Source organism: Micromonospora cynarisoli (assembly GCF_030518815.1).
In the GTDB taxonomy this organism is placed as follows: Bacteria; Actinomycetota; Actinomycetes; order Mycobacteriales; family Micromonosporaceae; genus Micromonospora; species Micromonospora wenchangensis.
Genome location: NZ_CP130426.1, coordinates 2,207,186 through 2,226,461, shown reverse-complemented (window position 1 = coordinate 2,226,461; position 19,276 = coordinate 2,207,186). Strand labels below are relative to the sequence as shown.

Sequence of the window (19,276 nt, the reverse complement as noted above, 5' to 3'; positions counted from 1 at the left end):
AGGGTGGGCCAGCCGCCGGGGTGCTCAACGTCAACGGCGATGCGCCCCACCCAGCCCGGGTGGGGCGCATCGCTGCGCACGCCGGGTTGCATCGATCCGATGGATCACGTGCCCCACTCCTTGCGAAGCGCCCGCGAATTGATCCCGTTCGGCGTCGCCATGTCGGCTAACCGACACGGCCGGGTGGCGGCCGTGGACCGGGCGGCAGGATGCGCGTATGACCACAAGCTTCGACGTAATGATCTGGATCAATCAGGTCGACGCTGGTCTGCCTTCCTGGTCGGCCAACTCCTACGCCGCAGCGCCCAAGTCGTCGAAACCGGCCTAACAAACCAGATCGACACACGGAGGGGGCCTGGGATGGCTAGTGGAAGCTATTGCCGTATCGCTGTAACGACCGTCACCAACCCGCATGGCTTGGCGTGCAATTTCGACAGCGGTTCGGGGCTGCTGCCGAACAGTGAGTATTGGAGCGAGATCCGTCCGGAAGGAACACCGGTGGCGCTGCTGACCAGTCAACCGTTGCTCGACCGTTTCCAGCACGTGCGGCACGCGCTGGGCGGGCCACCGGTCATCATCGTGCCGGACGGCGAGCAAGGTAAGTCACTGCACATCGTCACGAGCGTATACGAACGCCTGGCGGCCATCCGATTCCCGCGTACCGGCATCATCGTCGGTATGGGTGGCGGCAGCATCACCGATCTCGCCGGCTTCGTGGCGGCGACCTGGAAGCGCGGTGCACGACTCGTCCTGATCCCGACGACGCTGACCGGTCAGGTCGACGCGGCGATTGGCGGCAAGAACGGCGTCAATCTCACGGACGGAAAAAACCTCGTCGGAACCATCTATCAACCTGAACGTGTCATCGCCGATCGCGCCGTGCTCGGGAGCCTGCCGGAGCGTGAATTCCGCAGCGGCCTGGCCGAGATCATCAAGTGCGGCTTCGTCGGCGACCCGGCGATCCTCGATCTCGTCGACAGCATGCCCACCGGCGGTCCCATCGGTGACGACCTGCTCCGTGAGCTGATCGACCGCAGCGCGCGGGTCAAGGTGGAGTTGGTCCAGCAGGACGAGCATGACTTCGGCCCGCGCCGTCACCTCAACTACGGCCACACCCTCGGCCAGGCGGTAGAGGCAGCCACCGGCTACCGAGAGTACAACCACGGTGAGGCCGTCGGCATTGGCATGCTGTTCGCCGCTTCGGTGGCCGCCATCGTCCATGGCGCGCGTGAGCTGCCTGAACGCACCCGCCACTACCTGGCCCGGGTCGGCCTGCCGACAGGGCTCTCCGCCACAGTCGACTTCGAGCGTATCTGGTCGCTGATGGGGCAGGACAAGAAGGGCGGGTCGGTGGGCCGCGAGTTCGTTCTGTGCCTCGGCCCTGGCATCGTCCGGCTCACCTCGATGCCCGATCGCGCCGTCGCGCGCGAGGCGTTCCGATTCGTCGCCGGCGGCGATCGGGAGGCCGGACGTGATTGACGGGCGCGGCGTAACTTTTTGACCAGCTCCCGGAACCGCCCCGGACTGCTGGCCGACGCGGTGACGTGCCCCGGCAGGGCACCAACCTGCGTTTTCGGGGCGACCGGCGTGCGCGTGGCCACGCCGGCATGACATTCACATCAGCCACGAGCGGATTTGGGAGTTTGGTTCGTGTTGGACCTCGGGCACGAACCAATTCCCAACGGTGTGCGCCAAGATCTACCATGGCGCGCACCGTTGGTGTTGGGTGTTGTAGGTCAGCTTGAGCCGGAGGAACCGGTACAGGTCGAGCTTGTGTGCAGGCTCAGCCTCGTGAGGGCTCCGACGACGTCGCCCAACTCGGCGACCAGCGAGGCGATGTCGTCAACGGTCATCGCTTCGACGGCCCGGGTGCTGGCTGCTGCTGCGGTGCCCCGGTCATGGCGACGGGTGCACTGCCGCGTACTGACCCTTGTGGTAGAGCAGGGGCGCACCGTCGCCGGTGTGCTGCCCCCGCAGCGCCTCGACGAGCACGATCACGTGGTCGCCGGCCGGGATCCGCTCGGCCACCCGCCCGACCAGCCAGGCGATCGGTGAATTCAGCAGCGGCACCTCGTACGGTCCGGGCCGCCAGTCGGCGTGCGCCGCGAACCGGTCGATGCCGCTGGTGGCGAAGGTACGGGCGGCCTCGTGCTGACCCTCGCCCAGCAGATGCACCCCGACGTGTTCCGCCTGCGCCATGGTCGGCCAACTGGACGAGCTGCGGTTCAGGCAGAACGAGACCAGTAACGGCCGCAGCGACACCGACGTGAACGACGTCGCGGTGAACCCGACCGGAGGCGCGCCGGGTGCGGTCACCACCGCGACGGTGGCGGCCTGCTGGCGGAGCAGGGCACGGAAGGTCTCCGGGTTCAACGGCATGGTCATGGTCACCAGCTGCTCGCCTCCACCGCGACGACCGGCACCAGGGGCGGCGCCCCCCGGACCGCCTCCAGAAACGACACGATCTCCGCCGCCACGGCCCGATGCTGGAGGTCGTTGAGGACGTCGTGGTGGGCGCCGCGAACGATCGACAGCCGTGCCGACGGCAGGGACTTGGCCAGGCGGGCCAGTTCGGCCTGACCGGCCAGCGGGTCAGTGTCACCGACCAACAGCAGGTGCGGCAGGTCACTCGTGTTGCCGTACGCCGCGTCCAGCAGTTCGGCGGGCACGCTCGCGGCCAGCGAGCCGGGCTGGACCGTCGGATCGTCGGTGAGCACCCCCCGATGCACCGGGCAGTGGGTGCGGGCGTCCAACTCGTCGTCCCAGCCGCCGAGCTGCCGCGCCTCGTAGCCGGGTGGTGCGGCGAGTACGACTGCCTGTGGCCACCAGGCGGCCTTCGTCGGGTCCGGCCGGGCCACCAGCGCACCGAGCGCGGCGGCCCCGATGTCGGCACCCACCAGCACCAGCGGCCGGACCATGTCCGCGATCCCGGCTACCGCCTCGGTCAACGACCCGGCGAGCCGGTCGAGGGCGCCTGACACGTCGTCGCGGTCGATCTCGGGTGGCGGCAGAACGCGTACCCGGTACGCGTCGGCGGCCAGTCGTGCACCGAACCGGCCGTAGCTCGCCGGCACCTCGCCCCGGCCGGGTACCACGACAACCGTGCCCCGGGTGCGTAGCCCACTCGGGGCGGAATGGTCAGCGTACTGCGTGGACATGAGGGACGCCCTTCGTTGCGACGGTAGTGGTCGGTGCGGCGTGGCCGAGGACGCGGTCGAGGACCGCGCCGGCACCGGCCGGGGGAAGCTGCCCGCCTCGCCAGGCCACGTGCTGGTCGGGCCGGACGAGAACGTGATCGGCGCCGTAGAGGCGGCGGGCCGGCTCGTCGGTCAGGTGCACGACGGTGAACGGCAGTCCTCGGCCGCCGGCCTCCGCCACGAACGCCCGCTCCACCTCCCGGCCACCGCCGAACACCAACAGTCCGAAGGCGTTGCCGATCCGGTCGTAGAGCGTGTCGCCCCAGGGGTCGACGTAGCCGTCCGGGGCCCGGTGGCCGGGACGGGGATCGTCCTCGTACCGGTCGGGGTGCCAGGGTGTCTCCTCGGTGAGCTGGTTCTGGTCGTACCAGAGCACGCCAGAGGCGTCGTAGCGTTCGTCGAACAGCACGCCCGGCGCTTCGCCGTGCTCCGCGGCGAGCAGCGCTCGGATCTCGTCCCGCCGGGCCTGGGCCGCCGGGCTGTGGTCCAGGTCGTCAGGTACGCCGATGCGGCGGATCTCGGCGAGTCGCTCCTTTCCTCGACGGGCCCGGTCGAGGGCATGGTCGGCGACCCGCCAGTTGTGCGGTCGCCGCTCCTGGTCGTACGAGTCGAGCAGTGCGTCCGGGCCGTGCCCGGCGAGCACGGCGGCAAGCTTCCAACCCAGGTTGACCACGTCCCCGAAGCCTTCGCCCAGGTTCCCGCCCGGGGTCCGCACGTGTGCCGCGTCGCCGGCCAGCAGCACCCGGCCACGCCGGAACGTCTCGGCGATCCTGGTGGCGTGATAGAACGTGGTCGACGAGCTGAGTTCCAGGTCGAGGTCGAGCCCGAACGCGGCCCGCGCCGTGGCCAGCAGTTCTTCCTCCGGTGGCTCGGCGTCCAACGGGTAGGGCCCGGCGTAGACCCGCCACTGCCGGCTGCTGATCGCGGCGAGAAAACCGTAGGCCCGCTGGTTGACCACGATGTTGGTGCCGCTGGGTGCGGCCCCGGCAGCGTCGAAGCCGGCTGCGGTACGCACCACGAGCCTCACCATCTTCTCGTCGGCGTACTCGCCCTGCCGGGCAATGCCGGCGAGCCGGCGCACGGTACTGCTCCCACCGTCCGCACCGATGACGTACGCCGATCGGATGACCCGGGTTTCGCCGGTGGCGACGGAGACGACTGTGGTGAGCACCGCATCGTCGACCTCCCGCAGCTCGGTCACCCGCCAGCCACCGGCAACGGGCACGCCGCGCACCGCCAGATGGTCCAGGAACACCTGCTGCAGCACGGTCTGTGGTCGCCGGATCGGGGCGGCCAGCGAGTGCCGGAGCACTCCCGGCTCGGTGAATCCGCGCCGCTGGCGGTCCACCAGTTCGTGCCCGACCAGGGAGGTCACCACCCGGATGCCCCGGTTCCACTCCGGCGGGAAGGTCCATGCCTGCCGGATCGGTTGCAGCACCCCCCAGCGGCGGAAGTGCTCCACGGTCCGAGGCGTGTGCCCCATCGCGCCGGCCCGCACCAGGGTCGCCGACGTCGCAGCGTCCACCACGGTGACCGCGACCTCCCGGCCGGCCAGTTCGACGGCGGCGGCAAGGCCGACCGGGCCCGCACCGACCACCAGGACGGCAACCTCGTCCGGCGGAGTGGTGTGCGGAAAGCGGACGGTCTGCCCGTCACGGGCACCAGCCGACTCCGGACCGGTCGCTGCCCCGCTGGTCGCTGTACGGGGCGCCGCCACGCCGGTCATCGGACGGCCCCCGCGACGAGCGGGCGGCGGGCGGCGGTCCAGCGGTTCTCCGGGATCGGCAGGCCGAGGTTTCCGCGTAGTGTGTCCGCTTCGTACTCGGTGCGGAACAGGCCTCGGGTCTGCAGCAGCGGCACCACGTCGGCCACGAACCGCGCCAGGTCGTCGGAGGTACGGAAGCCCAGGTTCAGGCCGTCGAAAGCACCCGCCGCGAACCAGCTTTCGATGGTGTCGGCCACCGTGACCGGATCACCGGTGAATGGCGACGGCCGGTACGTGGTGAAGGCGAGCACCGTCTCGCGCAGGGTCAGCCCCTCTGCCCGGGCCCGCTCGACGATCGCGGTACCCCAGGTTCGGTTGCCCCGCTCGGCGAGCGCTGCCACGTCCGGGAAGGGTGCGTCGAGGTCGTGTTGGGTGAAGTCGTAGGCCCCGAAGGCCCGGCCGAACGCGGCGAGTTTGCGCGCGAAGTCGTTGTCCGCGTCGAAGATCTCCCGGGAGAGCCGGTGCGCCTCGGCGTCGGTGCCGGCGATCACCGGTTGCGCGCCGAGGAAGATGAGCAGGTGATCGGGGTTGCGCCCGGCCGCCGCCGTACGTCGCTTGAGGTCGGCGTAGTAGTCCCGTGCCGACTCCAGCGAGCCGCCCGGTGCGTAGATGCCCTCGGCGACCTGTGCCGCCAGGTTGCGCCCTTCCTCGGAGACCCCGGCCTGGAAGATCACCGGCTGGCCCTGTGGTGAGCGGGAGATGTTCAGCGGCCCGGCGACCGTGAAGTGTTCCCCTTCATGGTTGAGCGGATGCAGCCGCGTCGGGTCGAGGAAGACGTCGCGCGTCACGTCGGCGACGAAGGCGTCGTCCTCGTACGAGTCCCACAGTCCACGGACCACACGGACGTGTTCGAGCGCCCGGCCGTACCGGGTGGTGTAGTCGAGGTGCTGGTCGAGGCCGTAGTTGCGGGAGGTGCCCGGGTCCATGCTGGTGACCACGTTCCAGCCGGCCCGGCCCCGGCTGATGTGGTCCAGTGAGGCGAATCGGCGGGCCACGTTGAACGGCGCGTTGTAGGTGGAGCTGAGGGTGCCGACGAGTCCGATGTGCCGGGTGTGTACGGCGACTGCGGACAGCAGGGTCAACGGCTCCAGGCGGTTGAGGTAGTGCGGTGGATAGCTCGCATCGATGAACTGGCTGTCGACGATGAAGAGTGCGTCGAAGGTGGCATGCTCGGCGGCCTTGGCCTGGGCGATGTACCAGTCGATGTCGATGCTGGCGTTGTTCGGGACGCGTGGGTCCTTCCAGAGGCCGTGTTGGCCGGGGCCACCGACCCCGTACGCGCGCAGGGCGAGTCTGATCTGTCGGGTCATGGTGCTGTTCCTCCGGTGGTCTGTAGCAGCTCACGTAGCGCCTCGCGGTCGGCGCGGCCAACCGCTACGGAGCGCAGGGCCCCTGCGGAGCGCAACGTCGGCGCGGAGCGGATGAGCAGCCGGGTGTAGGGATGCTGTGGGGCGTTCACCACGGCGCGGACGGGACCGTCCTCGACGATCTCGCCCCGATAGAGCACGGCGATGCGGTCGGCGATCCCGGCGACCGAGCCGAGGTCGTGAGAGATGAACACGAGCGCGGTGCCGCTGTCGCGTAACTGTCTGAGCAACTCCAGCGCCCGGACCCGGTTGGCCGCGTCGAGGGCGCTGACCGGTTCGTCGAGGATGACGACCCGGGGGTCGGTGACGAGGGCCCGGGCGACGGTGATCCGTTGACGTTGGCCTCCGGAGAGTTCGCCGGGCAGGCGGGACAGCAGCGCCTCGTCGAGGTGCACCCGCGCGACGTACTCGCGGGCCCGGTCGAGGGCCTCCCGTCGGGGCCGGCCCTGGATCAGCAGCGGCTCGATCAGCGAATCCGCCACGGTCAGGTCGGGGTCGAGGCTGCGTAGCGGGTCCTGGAAGACGTACTGCACGATCCCCCGCCGGCGCATTGCCCGCCACTGCCGGGCGTGGTACCTGGTCACCTCCTCGCCCGCGACGAGGATCCGGCCGCCGGCCGGGCGGACCAGGCCGACGATCGCGCGAGCCAGCGTCGACTTGCCCGAACCGGTTTCGCCGATGACGCCTACCGTTTCGCCGGGTGCCACCGACAGCGACACGCCGCGCAGGGCGTACTGCCATCCGGCGGCACGCCGGTACCGCACCTTCAGGTCGGCAACCTCGATCACGGGCGGGCTGTCGACGGTCCCCGCCCGTTCTGCCGCTTCGGAGGCCGGGTTGACCGTGGGCTCAGCCGACATGGTCCAGCTCCCGGTCCATGACCCGGTCCAGCCCGTACTGCTCGTGTTCGGTGATGAGTAGCCGGGTGTATTCGTGGCGGGGTGCGAAGAGGATCTGTTCCGTCGGCCCCTGCTCGACCGTCTCGCCGGCCCGCAGCACCAGCACCTCGTCGCAGAGCTGCGCGACGACGGCGAGGTCGTGCGAGACGACGACGAGCGCCAGTCCGGTACGTTCGCGCAGGTCGGCGAGGAGGTCCAGGATCTCTGCCTGCACCGTGACATCGAGGGCCGTGGTGGCTTCGTCCGCGATCAGCACCTGCGGGTCGGCCGCGATCGCCGCCGCGATCAGCACCCGCTGGAGCATGCCGCCGGAGAGTTCGTGCGGGTACTGCCGGTAGCTCAGCTCGGGGTCGTGCAGCCGGACTGCGGAGAGCAGTTCGACGGCCCGCCGTTTCGCCTCGCGACGGCCCGCGCCCTTCTTGACCCGGACCACCTCGGCGATCTGGCTGCCCACCGTCAGCGACGGGTTGAGGTAGGAGGCCGGGTCCTGAAAGACGGCGCTGATGGTGGCGCCGCGCAGCGCCGTCCACTCCCGCTGGGTCAGCGTCGCCGTGTCGCGTCCGGCGAGTTCGATCGTCCCGCCCGCCACGGTGAAGTGTTCCGGCAGGATTCCGAGTACGGCACGGCAGGTCAGCGTCTTACCGCTGCCGGACTCTCCGACGATGCCGACGACCCGGCCGGGGGCGAGGTCGAACGACACCCCGTTCACCACGTCACGTTCACCGACTCCGTCGCGGATCCGAACATCCCGCAGCGACAGCAGCGCCATCACTCTTCCCTTCCCGCGCCGGTCTGGGCGGCGCGAACCTTTCTGGTGTTCAGCAGCGCCCGGCCGGCCTCGCCGGTGACGTCTCGGATCGCGTCGGCGAGCAGGTTGCAGGCCCACACCGTCGCCATGATCAGTGCCGTCGGCAGCAGCGGTGCCCACGGCTGGAAGCTGAGGTAGCCGAGGTCGGCGGCGAGAACACCGCCCCAGGTCGGTGCCGGTGGCCGCACACCGATGCCGAGGAACGTCAGGCTTGAGACGATGACGAAGCCGACGCCTGTGGTGTTCGCCAGGGCGACCGCGATCGGTGGCAGCACCTTGACCCAGACGTGCCGGCGGATCACCCAACCGACCGAGGCGCCGGCCACGATCGCCGCCTCCACGTACGGCGAGTGCGCCACCGAGAGGGTGGCGGCCCGGGACACCCGGTAGAACAGTGGGGAAACCATCACGCCGACCACGAACATGGCCTGCGGGATGCCGTTGCCCAGCAGGGCGGTCACTGCGACGGCGAAGACCAGGAACGGCAGCGCGATGAGCGTGTCGGCCAGCCGCAGCGTCACCCACTCGAAGCTCCGTCCCAGGTAGACCGACGCGATGCCGGGTATCGCCCCGGCGATCAGGGCGATCAGGGCCACCTGCACGGCGCCGAGCACGCTCACCCGGGAGCCGTCGAGCAGGCGGCTGAGGACGTCCCGCCCGAGGTAGTCGGTGCCGAGCAGATGGGCCCGCGACGGCGATGCCAGGATGTCGGCGGTGCCGACCAGGGGGTCGTGCGGGGCGAGCACCGGGCCGAGGATCGCGAGCGACGCCACCACGGTGAGGATGCCCACGGCGATGCGTCCCGAGGTCAGGGTGAGGATTCGCCGGAACACGTCACACCCCTCTCGCCGAGGCCGGCGCCACCCGGGCGAGGACGATGTTGACCAGCAGGTTGAAGACCACGACCAGCACGATCGAGACGACCAACACCCCCTGTACGGCGGGCACGTCGCCGCGCTGGGCCGAGCCGGCGGCGAACTGACCGAACCCGGGCATCCCGAAGATCGCCTCGGTGACCACCGCGCCGCCGAGCAGGTTGGGGAACTTCAGGCCCAGCACCGCCAGCGACGGTCCGATGCCGTTGCGCAGGACGTGCCGGAAGAAGATCCGCCGTGGGCTCAGCCCGCGGACGACCGCGCCGGTCACGTAGTTCTCCCGGTAGGCGGCGACGAGCCCGGCCCGCAACTGCCGGGCCATGTCGGAGATGGTGTCGAAGCTCAGCGCGATGGCCGGCAGGGTGATGTGGGCCAGCCAGAGCCCGGCCCCCCGTTCCGCCGGCACGTAGCCGGCGGAGGGGAGCCAGCCGAGCCCGACGGCGAAGACGCCGACGAGCGCGATGCCGACCACGAAGGAGGGCATCACCGAGATGAACGTCATGAACCCGGTGATCGCGCGGTCGACCCAGGTGGTCCGGCGCAGTGCCGCCAGCACACCGAAGCCGAAGCCGAACACCACTCCGATCAGCAGCGCCAACCCGGCCACGGAGAGGCTGATCGTCGCTCCTTCGATCAGCAGCCGGGAGATGTCCGCGCCGTTGTACCAGCTCGTGCCGAGATCCCCGGCGAGCAGGTCACCGAACCAGTCGAAATACTGGGTCAGAAACGGGCGGTCCAGCCCCCACTGCCGTTCGATCTGGGCGATCGCCTCCGGGGTGGCCGACTCGCCGAGCTGTAGGTTGGCCGGGCTCAGCCCGCTCAGTGCCCGCAGCGCGAAGGTCACGAATGTCGCCACCAGGAATACCGGTACGAAGATCGCAGTCGAGCGGGCGAACACCGCCAGAACCCGGCCGGCAGCCCGGCGAACCGACGTGGTCACGGCGAGACTCGCAGGCCTGTCCAGTGGATCTGACCGGGAATCGGCAGCAGGTCGGAGAGCTTGGGGCTCTTCACGAAGATGTTCGGCTGCGAGTACGTGAACACCAGGGCCCGGCTGTGCAGCCCGGCGCGGGTCGCCGCCTGGAGGTTCTTCTCGTAGTCGGGCGAGTCCAGTGGTGTACGCCGGGCCAGCGAGATCGCTTCTTCGAAGCCTTCCGGCTGGTAGGGCGAGCTGAGGTTCAGCGGTCCGTTGGGGCCGAAGTGGGCCGTGAGGGTCTGCACCGGTGACTCCCGGCCGGTGGTGCCGTAGAGGGAGAGGGTGAGTTCCTTGGCGAAGAAGGGCTTCTCCCAGTTGGGGTCGGACCTGATGGTCACGGTGATGCCGACGGCGGCCAGCTGGGACTGGACGACCTCGGCGGCGGTTGCGAAGGTCTGAGCGATGACCAGGTCGAGCTTGATCTGGCCGGGCGGGTAGCCGGCCTCCGCCAGTAGCTGCTTCGCCCTGGCCGGGTCGTACGGGTAACGCTGCGCCGACTCCTTGTCGTAGGCGAGGTACTTGGTCGGGAAGGGCTGGTCGGTGGGTTCCCCGTACCCGAAGGTGAGCTTGTCGACGAACTCCTGCCGGTTGACCGCGTACCGGACCGCGTCGACGACCAGCGGGTTGGTGAACGGTGCCTTGTTGACGTTGATGCTGATGTTCGAGGCGTTGAAGCCCGGCTGGAACACCACGTCGAGTCCGGCGCCTTCGGCCTCCTTGACCTGGTTGGCGTTGATGTTGGCAAAGTCGTACACGCCGGTCTTGAGGCCGGAGACGATGGTGGCGGCCTCGGGCGCGGGTAGCAACTCCACCCGGTCGAGGTGGATGTTCGCGGCGTCCCAGTACTTCGGGTTCTTCTTCAGGTACACGTGTGAGCCCGGCACCAGCTCGCTGACGACGAACGGGCCGGCGCCCACCGGCGACTTGTCGAGCGCGGCCGGATCCCGGGCCGCCGTCGGGCTGGTGATCTGGGCGACCCGCTGGCCGAGCAGCAGCGGAATCTGATAATCCACCTGAGTCAAGGCGATGACGACGTCCCGGTCACCCTGGGCGGTCACCGACTTGATCGACGTGAGGTCGCCGAAGAGCGCCGAGTTCTGCTGCGTCTTGGCCCGTTCCAGGTACGCCTTGACCGCAGCGGCGTCGAGCGGCGTGCCGTCGCTGAAAGTGAGGCCTGGCCGTAGGTGGAAGGTGACCTTGTCGCCCGTGCCGTTGTAGTCCCAGCTCTCGGCGAGGCCCGGCGCGGCCTTGCCCTGCTCGTCGATCTCGGTCAACGACGCGTACGCCAGGGAGAGGATGCGGAACTGCGCACCGCTGCCGCTGACCACCGGGTCCCAGTGCGCCGGCAGGGTGACCGCCCAGCGTAGGGTCGCCTCGCCGGTTGCTGCCGTGTCGCCACCCACGCAGCCGGAGAGTCCCAGAACGGCGGCGGTGAGGGCGGCAGCCAGTCGTGTCAGTCTCATCGTCGTGCCTTCCTGGGTGGTCACGTGACGGGGGTGGGCCGTTCGGCCCGGCGGGCCGCGGTGTGGATGTTCTCCGGGATGGGCAGGCCGAGGTTGCCGCGCAGCGTCGTCGACTCGTACTCGCTGCGCACGACGCCGCGTTCCCGCAGAATCGGCAGGACGTCGTCGGTGAACCGGGCGAACTCGCTCGGTACGTTCACCGAGATGTTGATCCCGTCGAAGGCACCGGCCTCATACCACCGCTGGATCTCGTTCGCGACTGTGAGTGGGGAGCCGACGAACGGTGAGCGCCAGGAGTCCAGGGCGTGCAGCACGGTCTGGCGGAGCGTGAACCCGTTGTCGCGGGCCACCTTCTTGATCCGTTCCGCCTGGGTGCGGAAGCTGCGCTCGCCCAGGTCACCGACGTCGGGGAAGGGGGCGTCCAGGTCGTACTGGGAGAAGTCGTGCCAGCCGAACGGGCGGCCCAGTTCCTTCAGCGCGCGGTCGAAGCTCCTGCTGTCGAGAAGGTGGCGTTCCTTCTCCCGGGCCTGCTCGTCGGTGTCGGCGATGATCGGGCTGATCCCGGGCAGGATCAGGATGTGGTCGGGGTTGCGCCCCTTCGCCGTTGCCCGCGCCCGGATGTCCCGGGCGAACGCGAGGCCCTGCTCGATCGTCTGGGCATGCGTGAAGATCGCCTCGGCGATGCCGGCGCCCAGGTCGCGACCCTCGTCGGAGTCGCCGGCTTGGAAGATGACAGGTTGTCCCTGCGGCGACCGCTGGATGTTCAGCGGCCCGACGACCGAGAAGTGCTCCCCGACGTGGTTCAGCGGATGCTGCCGGGACCTGTCGAAGAACACCCCGCGTTCCTTGTCACGCGGGAAGGCGTCGTCCTCGTACGAGTCCCAGAGGCCCTGGACGACCCGTACGTGCTCCAGTGCCCTGCCGTACCGGTTGGGGTAGTCGTAGTGTTCCGTGCGGCTGTAGTTTCCGGCGGTGCCGCCGTCGCCGGTGGCCACCACGTTCCATCCGGCCCGGCCGCCGCTGATCAGGTCGAGTGAGGCGAGCCGCCGAGCCACGTTGAACGGTTCGTTGTACGACGTGGTGAGTGTGCCGACCAGCCCGATCGAGGTGGTGTGCACGGCGATCGCCGACAGCAGGGTGAGCGGTTCCAGCCGGTTGAGGTAGTGGTGCGGCGAGTCCGGGGTGATGAACTGGCTGTCGACGATGAAGACGTGGTCGAACTTGGCCGCCTCGGCCTGCTGGGCGCGGGCGATGTACCAGCGGATGTCGACGCTGGCGTCACCCGGTATCTCCGGGTTCAGCCAGGTACTGTGCTGACCTGGCCCGCCCACTCCGAGGAGGACGGCGCCGAGTTTCAGCGTGTTACGGGTCACGATGATGTCCTTCGTTCGCGGCGGAAGGGGTATTCCGGGCGCGCTGAGCCTCCCCGTGGCGGTCGTGGTCGACCACCAGGGCTGTCAGGCGCGGGATACGCGGATGCGCGGCCGGGTTCGGTGATCCAGGGGGCAGCGGGAAGCGCCGGATCACGTACGGTCGCGGGACGGAAGGGCCAGCTGCACTGCCGGCCCGAGACGGGGCTGCGGCGGGGTCAGCGCTCGCAGCGGGTCAGCAACAGAGCGCCGCCGCGCTCCGACCGTAGTCGAGCCAGCGGCGACACGTCAGTATCACTGCAGGTCGCCGACTCATGTCCCCGAGTATGGTGCGCTCCGGGTGGGCATGTCCAACGAAAGATCGTGATGAGGACCCATTACCACCGCTAAACTATTTCCTAGTAAGCTGGTAGGTATGGCCAGGAACCTCGGCATCATTCCGCTCCGCAGCTTCGTTGCCGTCGCCGACTGCGGCAGCTTCCAGCGCGCGGCGACCTCGCTGCACCTCAGCCAGGGTGCCGTCAGCCAGCACGTGCGCCGGCTGGAGGAAACACTCGGCCGGACCCTCATCGAGCGGGAGGGGCGCGGCTCCCGGTTCACCGCCGCCGGCGAAGCGTTGTTGGGCCACGCCCGTCGGATCCTGGCCCTACACGACGAGACGCTGCGTGAACTGGGCGTGGAGTCGGAACTGAGCCAGACCCTGGTCATCGGCTCGACCGAACACGCCGCAGCCCAACTCCTGCCGGGGCTGGCCAGCTCACTCAAGGCGACCTTCCCGCACTGCCGGGTCCAGTTCCGGATCGACCGCGGCACCCAGCTGCGTTCCCGGCTGGCGGACGGCCGGATCGATCTGGCGCTCCTGCTCGGTCCGGCCGAGGAGCCCGCCGCACGCACTGTCGGGGAACTCGAACTGACCTGGTACTCGGCCCCGCAGTGGGGACCTCCGGCGCGCGGAGAGCCGGTCCCGCTGGTGGCTTTCGACCCTCCGTGCGCGCTGCGTACCCGGGCACTGGAGACGCTGGCCGCGAACCGTGTCTCGGTCGAGCTGGGCTGCGAGGCCGCGAATCTGGCCGGGTTCCAGGCGGCGGTCCGCGCCGGCCTCGGCGTCGGACTGATGGCCACACTCGGCAGGAGCCCCGACGGCTTGGTCGCTCGTGACGAACTACCCGCGGCGCCACCACTGGCCCTGTCGGTGACGCCCCGCCGCGGCCTACCCGACCACCTCGTCGATGCGGCGGTGCGGGCGCTGACCCACCTGCTCGACCGACGCGGACCCGCACCGATCCCGATCCGATCCGTGACCCCCCTACTGGGAGCAGCCTGATGTCCGCCGTTCACCTCCCGGCTGGTTCCGCCGGAGACGCCGTCCGCACCCCCAGCGGCGTCCTGCTACCCGCCGACATCGATCCGTTTCACCGACAGTTGCACCGGATCGCGCCCACGTCGTTGGTCGAGCAGACCACGCAGACCTCCGGCATGCGGCGCGTCGAAGCGATAAGCGGCAAGACGGTCGGCGCCCGCCACCTCTGGATGGGCCAGACCCACGTGCCCGGTGCCACCAGTTCCGGCAACCACCACCACGGCAGGTCCGAGACGGCGATCTTCGTCGTGTCCGGCACCCCCGTCTTCGTTTTCCTCGATCTGGAGGGTGACGAGCCGGTGGAGACGCGGATCCAGACCGCTCCCGGCGACTACGTCTTCGTGCCGCCGTACGTGCCGCACCGCGAGGAGAATCCCGACCCGGACACCGAGGCGGTCGTCGTCATCGCCCGGACCACCCAGGAGGCGATCGTGGTGAACCTCGACGGACTCTCCTGGTCCGAGGTCACCATCGCTTAGCAGATGTCGCATCCGGGTGTCGCTGACTGCTGCATCCCATCTGCCGCGTCGCATCGGATGGTCGGTGCGGGTTCCGGCGCAGCGCGACGCGTGGATCTGCGGCGGAAGCTACACTCTGATGGGACCTATCCGGTTGGGGGCTGCGTGTCACGTAAAGCGCACCGCAGCCGACGAGTAGCACCGGATTCAACCAAGAAACAGCCTGTTCCCTGGCATCGCAGAACTGTGGTCTGGTTGGCCGGCATTCTGGTCGTCGCGTTGACGGGCGCAATGACGACGCTGATCACCGAGGCCATCGGCACCGGGGCGAAGAAGGTCAGGTACGCCGTTGTCGGCTCGCCGTCGGCGACGCCCGACGAGGGACCGGTGGTGTCCGTCTCGTACGGTTCACCGACGAACGACGCCTGCTCCACTGGCCTGAACTGGGCGTTCCCCAAGGCTGCCGACCAACTGGCACCGCTGCCCGGCAGCCGGGACGAGCAACTCCGGTTCGCGGCGGCCAACGGCGGGGTGCCGACCGCCGGGACGGTACTGACCCTGACGGTTCAGGGGCGCGACGACCGCACCGTCGTCCTCACCGGTCTACGCGCCAAGGCACTGACGCGCCGGCCGGCGGTCACCGGTACCGCGATGGCCGCCCTCGGCTGCGGCGGCGTCTCGCCACGCTGGTTCGCCGTCGACAACCTGGACGCCGACCCGATCCGGGTGATCCCACAAGACGGCCAGGACGCCGCGGGAAACGAGATCCCGGCGGTCTCGTTCCCGTACCAGGTGTCCGCCAGCGACGTGGAAGTCTTCGAGCTCGCTCCGCTCGGACACCTGCACGACGTCGATTGGATCGTCGAGATCGACTGGGCCTCCGCCGGCCGGACCGGCGAACTCGTCGTCAACGACCACGGCAAGCCGTTCCGTTTCACCGGGGGCTCGGCAGCCAAGCCGTACTACTTCGATCCACGTACCCGGAAGTGGACCAGCGCCAGTCAACCCCGGTGAGGTGCTCTATGGACGATGTTCGCCGCAGTTGGCCGGTGGTCGCGATCGTCGCGGTGCTCCTTGCGGGTGCGGTGCTGCTCCTGAGCCAGCACCTCGATGATCGGGAAGGCCCGACGGGCAACCGGGCGGTCGATCCGGGCCCCCCGGGCACGGCCAGTGACACGGCGGCCGACGAATCCGCATTTCTGCCCTTCGTCGGCAGGTGGGCCGTTCACGGCGCGACGCTGCTCATCAACAGCGACGGTAGCGGCGTCGAAACCTGGAATGCCGGCCCATGCACTGATTCGATGACCGATCCGGAGCCGGAGATGTGTTCCGGCCATGCCGACCTCCATTTCGCTCCGGCGAACGCGGGCCTCACCGGGACCTATACGAAGGTCTGGTACACGGACCAGCGCAACCGGGAGGTGCCGGGGTTCGATCCCGGCAGCTCAGCCATCGAGGCGACCGACACGTTCGAACTGACCACTGCAGCTGACGGCGTGCTCGCCCGGAAACCCCTGAAGACCCATCTGAGCGCCGAGGACGTCGCGGCCAGCAACTCCTACCTCTGCGCCACCCGGGCCAGCGCGGACTGGCACGCCCGATGCAACGCCTAGCTGCAGTAGCCGGCGGTAGAGGGATTCGCCACAGGAACGGCCAGGTGCACATCCGCACGCTGCGGGGACGAGCCCTCGACGGGGCGTCCAGCGACGCGCTGTAGACGCGCGTTGAGGTTCCCCGGTTTGCCAGAGGGTTTGGTCAACCCGGGGCAGCCAGGTTGGTTACCTGGCGTCGGTGGGCTTCGTACTCGTCTGGGACCGCCAGCCGAGGTCTTGCTGATGCGCGGGTGTCGTACCAGCCATGACCGTCACGATGAGAAGGGCACGCTGGGTGGCGTTGGACTGCCCAGCGGTGCTACCAAAGGTCACGACCCTTACTGTGGGCATGCGCCAGAGTCGCTATCCGCGAGCACAACTCACAATATGCGTTCCTGAACCATCCGGCGTCACGCGGGGCCAGTCGTGGCCGGGGGCCCGCTGCTGGGTCATGGTTGGTAGGTGAGTGCTTTTCATGCAATTGTTTACGACTTCCGGGTTGCGATCAAACAATTGAGGTGCAATCATGAATTTTGGGCGCCTTAATGATCCCTCTAATGTGAAATCCCTCGCGCCGCCGCTGCTGTGGCGTCGGTGGGTCAAGTCCGTAGGCGTGTTGCCCTTGTTGACCGCAACGGTGCGGCGGAGGTCATTCCTCATCCCGTATGAGGCCCATGTGTGTGACTGCACGTGAACGCTGCGAGGTCAGCGTGACGAATCGTTTCGTCCTGCCCAGAACCGTAGAGGTGTATGCGGGGGACGCAACAAAGGCCGACCGGTGACGGCGCGACCGCCGACCGAGACGCTCCGGTGCAGGTGACCAGCGGCATCGGATTCAACGGCTCGTGGAACAACGTCAGCAACCCGGCACCATCACCATCGGTGTCACTGTCGGCCGATTCCACGGCCTTGCCCGGCTCATCCACCCAGCCCTCTGCCCAATCCCGTTCGACGGGTGAGGGAAGAAGCCCCTTCACCGCAGGTGAGGCGAGAGAACTAGGAGAAACAGCATGGGACACAAGGAACCTGCCGAGCGCGCTGACGATTCCGCGGCCATCACCTACGCGATTCCTGGATTCTATTCGGAGCCGTATGTTGTGCCGGCGGGTGTCGACGTCGTGTCGCTCAGTGTGGCTGGCGGCGGTGGTTGGGGCGGCGGCGGCTACCCGGGTGGTCGTGGCGGTTTGGTGGAGGGTGACTTCCCCGTGGTGGCCGGTGACCTGCTGTTCGTGTTCGTCGGTGCCCGTCCCGAGGGGCCGAGTGGTGGTATCGGCGGTGGGGGCGGCGGTGGACCTACCGGAAACGGTGGCGGCGGTGCCAGCGCGGTGTACAAGACGCCCGCCGGCGGCGGGCCCGATGTCCTCCTGGCTGTCGCCGGCGGCGGCGGAGCACGCGGCAACGGCGTAGGTAGTGCCCCGCCAGGGGCTGGCGGCAACGGCGGACCCGCCGGTGGCAGCGGCACTGGCGGCAGCTATCCAGGCCATGGTGGAAGCGCCGATGGGGCCGGCGGTCGCAGCGGTGCTGCCGGTCCGGCTGGTGGAGGCGGGGGCACCGGCGCGGGCGGCGGCGGCGGAGGCGCCGGCGGCGGCTACCGCAGCAATCCTGGCGGCGCGGTCGGTCATGGTGGAGGGGGCAGCTACGGTGGCCGGCCCGGGGGTGACAGCGGCACCGGGACCGGCGCTGGCGGGGCTGGCGCCTGGCCGGGCGGTGTCGGCGGCGGCACCGGCGGCGCCGGCGGCGATTCCACGGTAGAGGGAGGTGGCGGCGGTGGCGGCTTCACCACACCGGGCGGGCTTGCCGTGTTCGGCGGCGGCGGCGGCGCCAGCGACTACTTGGGCACGGGTGCCGGCGGTGGCGGTGGCGGTTACGGCGGCGGTGCCGGCGGCGGCGCATATGGCAGTTCGGGTGGTGGTGGTTCCAACTTTGTGGCCGTCGATGCGCAGAATGTCGTGAACTCCACCGCGTTGGCGTTGGCCGGTGGTTCGGTCATGCTCACGCCGCAGCTCAAGGTGACCTCGGAGCCTGCGTTCGGGTGGGGGTTCAATGCTTCCGGGCAGGTCGGGAACGGGACGCACACGAACCAGTCGTCGCCGGCGGATATCGCGTTGCCCGCGGGTGTGATTCTGGACAGTATCGAGGCCGGCTATTCGCACAGCATCGCGGTTGATCAGAACGGGGTCGTCTACACGTGGGGTGACAATGCCTACGGCCAGTTGGGCACCGGGGACACGGTCCAGCACGACACCGCGCAGGCGGTCACCCTGCCCGGCGGCGTCAAGGCGGTTGCGGTCGCCGGGGGGCAGTGGCACAGCATCGCCCTGACCGCCACCGGTGAGGTCTACGCCTGGGGACGCAACAACAGCGGCCAGCTCGGCACCGGCGACGCCATCTCTCACCTGACCCCGGTCAAGGCCACCGTCCCTGCTGGTGTCGTGGTGACAGCGATCGCGACCCACAACGCGCACAACATCGCCGTGGACGAGAACGGCGACCTCTACCTGTGGGGCGACAACACCTACGGGCAGATCGGCATCGGCACGACCACCGTACAACGCAGCCCGGTCAAGGTCACGCTCCCCGCCGGCGACAGGGCCCAGGCCGTCGCTGCGGGCGCGTTCCACAGCCTCGCCATGACCACCACCGGCACCGCCTACGGCGCCGGCTACAACGCCTACGGACAACTCGGCAACGCCAGCAACACCAACAGCACCGTCTTCGTCCCGGTCAGCCTCGGCAGCGCCAAGATCCGCGACATCGACGCCGGCCTGTCCCACAGCCTCGCCGTCACCGCAAACGGCACGGTGCTGACCTGGGGCGCCGGCACCGCCGGACAACTCGGCAACGGCGGCGGCAGCAACAGCAACACCCCCGTCATCGTCCGCCTGCCCGCCGGCGTCACCATCGAAGGACTCGGCGCCGGACAGTCACACAGCCTCGCTGTCATCAACACCAGCACCGACCCCAACTACCTCCCCGGCCAAATCCTCGCCTGGGGCCTGAACAACTACGGCCAACTCGGCGACGGCACCCTCACCGTCCGCACCACCCCCGTCAAGACCAACCAAATCCCCGGCACCATCGCCGTCGAAGTCACCGGCGGACAATTCCACAGCCTCGCCCGATTCGCCGCCATCTGACCCAACCCA

General features: G+C 69.2%; 16 protein-coding genes. 6 read left to right on the top strand and 10 right to left on the bottom strand.

Annotated elements, in window-relative coordinates:
* Window positions 1-39 precede the first annotated feature (39 nt).
* The gene (locus Q2K16_RS09080) at window positions 40-1,479 is read left to right on the top strand and encodes a 3-dehydroquinate synthase (RefSeq protein WP_302744712.1); all 1,440 of its coding nucleotides are present in this window, start codon (window positions 40-42) and stop codon (window positions 1,477-1,479) included.
* A gap of 417 nt (window positions 1,480-1,896) precedes the next feature.
* Here the strand turns inward: Q2K16_RS09080 and Q2K16_RS09075 are convergent, their stop codons facing one another.
* The 10 genes from Q2K16_RS09075 to Q2K16_RS09030 are packed head-to-tail and all read right to left on the bottom strand — an operon-like array spanning window position 1,897 to window position 12,723.
* Window positions 1,897-2,385 carry a flavin reductase family protein gene (locus tag Q2K16_RS09075; RefSeq protein ID WP_302744711.1) on the bottom strand — a complete coding sequence of 163 codons (489 nt, stop codon included), beginning with the start codon at window positions 2,383-2,385 and terminating at the stop codon, window positions 1,897-1,899.
* A gap of 2 nt (window positions 2,386-2,387) precedes the next feature.
* On the bottom strand, window positions 2,388-3,158 hold the full coding sequence (locus Q2K16_RS09070; protein ID WP_302739605.1) for an alpha/beta fold hydrolase: 771 nt from the start codon (window positions 3,156-3,158) through the stop codon (window positions 2,388-2,390).
* Window positions 3,139-4,914, bottom strand: a complete 1,776-nt coding sequence (locus tag Q2K16_RS09065) for an FAD-dependent monooxygenase (RefSeq protein WP_302744710.1) — start codon at window positions 4,912-4,914, stop codon at window positions 3,139-3,141. The genes Q2K16_RS09070 and Q2K16_RS09065 overlap by 20 nt, the downstream gene beginning before the upstream one ends.
* A gap of 5 nt (window positions 4,915-4,919) precedes the next feature.
* Entirely contained in the window at window positions 4,920-6,272 is a 1,353-nt protein-coding gene (locus Q2K16_RS09060) for an NtaA/DmoA family FMN-dependent monooxygenase (protein ID WP_302744709.1), read from the bottom strand.
* Window positions 6,269-7,189 carry an ABC transporter ATP-binding protein gene (locus tag Q2K16_RS09055; protein WP_302744707.1) on the bottom strand — a complete coding sequence of 307 codons (921 nt, stop codon included), beginning with the start codon at window positions 7,187-7,189 and terminating at the stop codon, window positions 6,269-6,271. Before Q2K16_RS09055 ends, Q2K16_RS09060 begins: the two co-directional genes overlap by 4 nt.
* Window positions 7,179-7,997 carry an ABC transporter ATP-binding protein gene (locus tag Q2K16_RS09050; protein ID WP_302744706.1) on the bottom strand — a complete coding sequence of 273 codons (819 nt, stop codon included), beginning with the start codon at window positions 7,995-7,997 and terminating at the stop codon, window positions 7,179-7,181. Before Q2K16_RS09050 ends, Q2K16_RS09055 begins: the two co-directional genes overlap by 11 nt.
* Window positions 7,997-8,869 carry an ABC transporter permease gene (locus Q2K16_RS09045; protein ID WP_302744704.1) on the bottom strand — a complete coding sequence of 291 codons (873 nt, stop codon included), beginning with the start codon at window positions 8,867-8,869 and terminating at the stop codon, window positions 7,997-7,999. The genes Q2K16_RS09050 and Q2K16_RS09045 overlap by 1 nt, the downstream gene beginning before the upstream one ends.
* Window position 8,870: 1 nt before the next feature.
* Entirely contained in the window at window positions 8,871-9,809 is a 939-nt protein-coding gene (locus Q2K16_RS09040) for an ABC transporter permease (protein ID WP_302746411.1), read from the bottom strand.
* 38 nt (window positions 9,810-9,847) lie between these two features.
* Window positions 9,848-11,350, bottom strand: a complete 1,503-nt coding sequence (locus Q2K16_RS09035) for an ABC transporter substrate-binding protein (protein ID WP_302744702.1) — start codon at window positions 11,348-11,350, stop codon at window positions 9,848-9,850.
* 20 nt (window positions 11,351-11,370) lie between these two features.
* Window positions 11,371-12,723 (bottom strand): LLM class flavin-dependent oxidoreductase, encoded by a 1,353-nt coding sequence (locus Q2K16_RS09030; RefSeq protein WP_302744701.1) that lies wholly within the window; start codon window positions 12,721-12,723, stop codon window positions 11,371-11,373.
* Between the two features lie 412 nt (window positions 12,724-13,135).
* Between Q2K16_RS09030 and Q2K16_RS09025 the strand changes: the two genes are divergently transcribed.
* The 5 genes from Q2K16_RS09025 (at window position 13,136) to Q2K16_RS09005 (ending at window position 19,267) form a co-directional block, all read left to right on the top strand.
* Window positions 13,136-14,044, top strand: a complete 909-nt coding sequence (locus Q2K16_RS09025; protein ID WP_302744699.1) for a LysR substrate-binding domain-containing protein — start codon at window positions 13,136-13,138, stop codon at window positions 14,042-14,044.
* On the top strand, window positions 14,044-14,559 hold the full coding sequence (locus Q2K16_RS09020) for a cupin domain-containing protein (protein ID WP_302744697.1): 516 nt from the start codon (window positions 14,044-14,046) through the stop codon (window positions 14,557-14,559). Before Q2K16_RS09025 ends, Q2K16_RS09020 begins: the two co-directional genes overlap by 1 nt.
* Window positions 14,560-14,649: 90 nt before the next feature.
* Window positions 14,650-15,552 carry a hypothetical protein gene (locus Q2K16_RS09015; RefSeq protein WP_302744696.1) on the top strand — a complete coding sequence of 301 codons (903 nt, stop codon included), beginning with the start codon at window positions 14,650-14,652 and terminating at the stop codon, window positions 15,550-15,552.
* 8 nt (window positions 15,553-15,560) lie between these two features.
* Window positions 15,561-16,151, top strand: coding sequence for a hypothetical protein (locus Q2K16_RS09010; protein WP_302744694.1), 591 nt, complete (start codon window positions 15,561-15,563; stop codon window positions 16,149-16,151).
* A 989-nt stretch (window positions 16,152-17,140) separates the two neighbouring features.
* Window positions 17,141-19,267, top strand: a complete 2,127-nt coding sequence (locus Q2K16_RS09005; protein WP_302742757.1) for an RCC1 domain-containing protein — start codon at window positions 17,141-17,143, stop codon at window positions 19,265-19,267.
* Window positions 19,268-19,276 lie beyond the last annotated feature (9 nt).